Source organism: Accumulibacter sp., assembly GCF_036625275.1.
In the GTDB taxonomy this organism is placed as follows: domain Bacteria; phylum Pseudomonadota; class Gammaproteobacteria; order Burkholderiales; family Rhodocyclaceae; genus Accumulibacter.
On the sequence record NZ_JAZKUD010000156.1, the window covers coordinates 1 to 5,138 of the forward strand.

Genomic DNA, 5,138 nt, shown 5'->3' on the forward strand with positions numbered 1-5,138 from the left:
CCGACGAGCACCCAGGCGCCGCGCAGCAGATCCTCGGGGGCCCGCCCCTGCAGCACGTCTACGGCAGAAACGGAGACAAAGCCAGCCCGCGGCATCTGGTAGGACACCCGCAGGTGGCCGGCCTGGTTCAGCGGCAGACGCAGGCCACTCAGTTCCAGCCACCAGGGTGGATCGAGCAGGGAAACGCCGGGGCGCAGCACCGGGACGGCGTCACTCGCTGAAATGAACGCGGCAATGACCAGGGAGGCGTAGGTCACGCCTTCATGGCAGATCAGTGCAGGCACGCGGCGGACCGCACCGTCCCGGTCTACCAGCGGCGTGATGTGGCCGGCAGATGCGGCGGCGGCAAGGCCGAAGTCGGTGGCCAAGTAACCGTAGGCCGGCTCGGAGGCCTGTGGGCAAGTGCGGAAAGGCAGCGCACCTGCCAAGCGGCCACTACGCACCGCCGGCTCCGGTGAGAGAGAGAAAAGTTGCGCCAGGACAGTAGGCACCGGACTCGCCAGCGCCTGAGACAGGCGCCTGGCGTCCTCAGTCGGGCCTTCGAACACTATATCGAGGATTTTCATTCCAACACCCGCCTCGTCCAGCATCTCCAGCAGCTCGGCCTGGCGCGCGCGCGGCCACGGCCAGGGGCCAACCGTCTGCAGGCTCCTTTCATCGATATCGACGACCACGACACGACGCTCCGCAGCTTCCTGGTCGGCCATGCGCCAGGACAGGCTAGCGGACAGCTCGTCCCAGTGCGACAGCTCCGACATGGAAAAACCCGCAGCCAGCAGCGTCAGCGCCAGGGCGCCGAGTAGTGCGGCGAGGCGCGTGAACGCAGGTCGTTGCAGCGTGCGCTCGGCAACGACCTGCAGACTGAGCGGAATTCTCCGAAATGCGGGCATGGTCAAGCGAGCCATGAACGCCATCCGATCCTTCAGCGGCCCCAGAGGGTAGCGCCCGAAAGGGTGCCATTCCCTACGGCCTTGGTGAAGAAGTAGCCGGCCTGACTGACATCCAGCGAAACAGCACCGGTCACGCGGACATCCTGACCGCTGCCGCGCAAGAATCCGCTGGGCCGTTCGACGGTTCCCGTCGCGGCCACTGCCTGGGTACCGATGCTGGCGGCCGTGACGGCAAGGCGGGTCGAGAATGTATTGCGGCCAAAATCGATACTCAGCGAGCCGCCGTCCACGGTCGCCGCGGACACCGTCCTGGTGCTGTCCAAATAAGAAGCTGCGCCCTGCTGCAGACGGAAATCCACCACGCTGCTGGCACTGCTGAGCAAGTTGGCAACATTCTCGTTGCGGAACAGGAAATAGTAGCCATCGCCAACCGTAACCCGCCCACCGCTCAACGCATCCGCGAATGGCACGGTCAGGTTGTCACCCGGTACGGAACTGCCCGCCCAGCGCCCCCAGGTCAACAAGCTCGGAGGTGGAGGTGGAGGTGGAGGTGGCGCTACCTCGGGGGGCGAAGCGACGACGGCGGCGGATTTGGGCGAATCGGGCTGCAGGATGGGGAAGTACTCCAGGTTCTTGCCGACTACGCGGTCGATGGTCTTGCTCTCCGCCACTGCCGTATTAGTGGCGCGCTCCGCGCTGGTGGCGTCCGTCACTACCGTCGCGGGGCCCGAGCCGAGACGCTCGTGCGGGCTTCCGGGCGAAATCCTCTCCATTCCCTTTAGCGAATTGATCGGCTGGAAGACGGGATCGGTCGTAGACTGGCGATACACCAGAGCCAAACCGCTCGTGTTGGCGCCCAACTCGCGCGAACGCGAGGTGCCGCAGGGTCCGAAAGCGTCGGCACGACAATTGGCATCCAGCGGGGCAAGAACGATGGCACCTTGGTTTACCAGAACGACCGCACTCTGCGCACTGGCCTGGGTAACGAAGTCCGTCCCCTTGATGCCGATGGCCACCAACGGAGTGTTCAGGCGGAACTTGTCGCGCGCAGACTGTGCTGCCAACCCGGAAATCCCGCGGACCGTCCCCGTTTCGAGGTGGAACTTGATCAAAGACGTCGCGGGATCAGCCGGATCGTAACGGTACTCGACGACGTGCAGCACCGAATCGGGCCGGACGCTTACTCGCGCGCCGTCGACAAAGCGAATGTGCACATGCCCGCTGGCGGTGGTGCGGATGACATCTCCGGGAAGGATGCCGTATCCCTTGGAGACTGCCCCGCTCTCTCCTGCACGCTCGAGCTGGCTGGCGCCGATATTGAGAGTCACTTCGCCAACGAAGCTGGCCGCAAGCGCTGCCGACGCCAGTGCCAGCAGCGCCCAGGCCACCATCAGGGCACGCAAGAAACTGCTGCGATGGAGCGGCGGGTTCATCATAACCATCCTTTCGTCGCCAAGAAGTTATAGCTTGACTCATCCTCCAGCCTACACGATGTGCGTGAAATCACAAGACATCGCTTTCAACCCTGAGGCATGACCCAGGCGCATCAGCACGGTTCGCCGTTGGCATCCTTGGCTGCCGTCACCATATGGCCAAATCACGAAGGGCACAGTCAGGGCGGCATCGTTGTCCCCCCGAGTTTTCCACAAGTCAGAAGACGGATGGATTGTTGAGCAACTTGACATCCGGATTCAAGGGGCAAAAGAACGGTCGCCGGCAACTCGCGAAGACCACATTGTGGCTGGCAAGAAAACAACCACTCCGACGGGCCCTCTGCGGAATACCGGCTTGAGACACCCGCTTCACGTAGTCGTGGTCGTGATCGCCAACCGCGCTGATCCGGCCGGGCTTATCGAGCGCCACCGGAAGGCAGCGCTTCATCCGGGAAGCGCCACGGCAACGGTCAACGCCGCAGCCTCGATGCCTTGATCGCAAACAAACACCTGACAAACAAGGCACGCACGAGTGCCACCCTGAACCCCAGTTTCCGTAACCATGAATGACTACTCACCTGTGCCGTTTGACTCGCATTTTGCCCATGACGCCGATAGTGGACCAGAGCCTGCCCGACAAATCGAGTGCTCCCAAGCATTTCCGCGACACACCCTAGCCAGACATCATGCATCGGCACCCCCTTTGGGAAAGGCAGCGCGACATCAAGCAGCTTGCGCCGAAACGCCATACAACACCCGATGTAGCTGTTCCGGACCACATTCCGCAGCAATCCTGGGCCCGAGTTGTGAAGAGCAAAGAATGAACCCGCTGTTTCCTCGCCGGTTGCATCAACAAGCGTCGCATCACTGATCACCAGATCACACTCCTGCAATGCTGCTCTAACGATCGCGACCTTTTTCGGCAGCCACAAATCGTCTTGATCACACAGAAAAAGAAGCTCGCCGCGACTTTCCATCAAGGCTCGTTCAAAGTTCCGGACAATACCGAGACGTTCCACATTGCGAAAAATCTTGATCCGCCGGTCGGCGAACGACTCGGCAACAGCAACGGTATCATCTGTCGAAACATCGTCGACCAGAATGACTTCATCTTCGCTACCCAACTGGCAAAGCACCGACGCAAGTTGACCCTGCAAATACCTGGCGCCGTTGTAAGTACAGAGACAAACCGAAATGTTCATGCTTTCTTGATACGCTATCTCGATCAGAGAAGCGCTCTCATATGGCCGGCCAATACCAGCATCTGTGCAGGCCTAGCGGACAACTCGTTCCGTCCCCTGTTGCGCGGAAAGCTCTCGCCGCTGCCGGAGCGCGAGACCAGCACGTGCAACGCTTCCCTGAGCGCATGTCAGATTCCGCCAGTACGACGATCCACGCCCGTATCGCTTACGATTCTCCCGGCTTGGGAACCCTCGCCGATGGCGAGCACGCGAACGAGAACGCTCAACCCGGTTATTCCGGATCGAGATAGGGAAAGTCTGCCAGTGCAAACAATCTTCAGAAATCTGGATCAAGGGCAAAGGTGCTCGCGACGGCACTGCGAACGCTCTGCCAGTCAAGTGGCAATTCACCGCGCGATGCCCGGCGACAGCTCGCTCGCCTCTATCTTCGTATTTGAACATGACTGCTAGCACTAACCATGCCAACCCACCCGTGTAGTTACCCGCAACATTCATAATCAATCGCTGCCACTCGGACCTCGCATCGCCAACTCAGCCAACTGGACGGAATCCACCTGCAGGTCCTCCCCTGCTCGAGTCAGCACTCCCTTGGTTTGCAGCACCTGAAAGGTGCGCGTGACCGTTTCACGCGTCAGACTCAGCATGATGGCAATCTCCTGGTGCGTCGGTGCCTTCAGTACGCGTTGATTGCCCTGATCACCCATGGCCAGGAGCTGCAGGTGCGCGCAAATGCGTTGCAGCGGATTGGCCAAGCCCAGAATCTGGCGATGCGTAACCTGAACACGCACCCTTTGCACTAACCGCCGGCACAAGACTTCCGCAATTGCTGGCGTTGAGAACAACAAGGGCCGAATCTCGGCACCAGGAACGAGTAGCACCTGAGAAGCGCTATTGGAGATTACCAGTTCGGGCTGCGTCTGGCCATCGATCAAAGCAAGCTCTGCAAAATAGTCGCCAGGGTCGATAAAGTACAGGCCGACCTCCCTCCCGTCCAGGGTAAAGTCGATCGCCTGAAGGCGTCCGCTGACCAGGAAACAAAGATGACGGGGGGCGCTGGATTTTGGTAACACCACCTCTCTCTTGGCAAAGGACTGAGCAATGGTCTGACCAGCAAGCCGCTCAAGAACATCCATCGGAAGGGATTTAAATAGCAGGAACTGCTGCAAAACAATGGGGTGAACAGCCATGGCGCGGATTATAGCTGGTCCTTGTTCCGAACTGAGAGGCTGTGAAGATATCCTGCGTGGCTCGGCCCCGCCGCGGCAGGGCCGGTAGGATACCTAAGTCATTAATGTTGCCGGGCAACTATCGTGACCGAGACCTCGCATGCGCCGTGGCATGCAAATCGCGGCCAAAGGTGATTGCCACGAATAGTCATACCGTGAAGACCAGGCGGATCAAGATGTCCCACTTGGGAAGAAGTGGGTTCCGTTCCAGGGCCTCGGCACTCGCCTGTCATAGTCTGATGAGGCCCATGATCTTGACTCGGAAGTCGTCATCCCAGGCGGCTGCCTTGCGCTTCAGGCGCAAGCTGGTTTTCTTTTGGTCGGTGGTATCCAGCCGAATCAGATTGAGAACGATCTTCTTCAAGAGGGAAAGATTCTGTGGGGCGT

At 60.2% G+C, this 5,138-nt stretch carries 4 protein-coding genes and 1 pseudogene; all 5 read right to left on the bottom strand.

Features of this window, described 5'->3' with window-relative positions; genetic code table 11:
- Nucleotides 1-905: CHASE2 domain-containing protein (locus tag V5B39_RS21725; RefSeq protein ID WP_332344899.1), on the bottom strand; the 905-nt coding region annotated here is incomplete at its 3' end.
- Between the two features lie 17 nt (nt 906-922).
- Nucleotides 923-2,323: a FecR family protein gene (locus V5B39_RS21730; RefSeq protein ID WP_332344900.1), complete on the bottom strand. Its 1,401-nt coding sequence runs from the start codon at nt 2,321-2,323 to the stop codon at nt 923-925.
- A 470-nt stretch (nt 2,324-2,793) separates the two neighbouring features.
- Nucleotides 2,794-3,525 (bottom strand): glycosyltransferase family 2 protein, encoded by a 732-nt coding sequence (locus V5B39_RS21735; protein ID WP_332344901.1) that lies wholly within the window; start codon nt 3,523-3,525, stop codon nt 2,794-2,796.
- Between the two features lie 497 nt (nt 3,526-4,022).
- Nucleotides 4,023-4,712, bottom strand: a complete 690-nt coding sequence (locus tag V5B39_RS21740) for a Crp/Fnr family transcriptional regulator (protein WP_332344902.1) — start codon at nt 4,710-4,712, stop codon at nt 4,023-4,025.
- Between the two features lie 268 nt (nt 4,713-4,980).
- A pseudogene (locus V5B39_RS21745) lies at nt 4,981-5,138 on the bottom strand (ISAs1 family transposase); the annotation flags it as partial.

Coding starts and splice junctions, on each gene's coding strand:
- V5B39_RS21735 (WP_332344901.1), bottom strand. CDS start 3,525: ATGAACATTTCGGTTTGTCTCTGTACTTACAACGGCGCCAGGTATTTG.
- V5B39_RS21730 (WP_332344900.1), bottom strand. CDS start 2,323: ATGAACCCGCCGCTCCATCGCAGCAGTTTCTTGCGTGCCCTGATGGTG.
- V5B39_RS21740 (WP_332344902.1), bottom strand. CDS start 4,712: ATGGCTGTTCACCCCATTGTTTTGCAGCAGTTCCTGCTATTTAAATCC.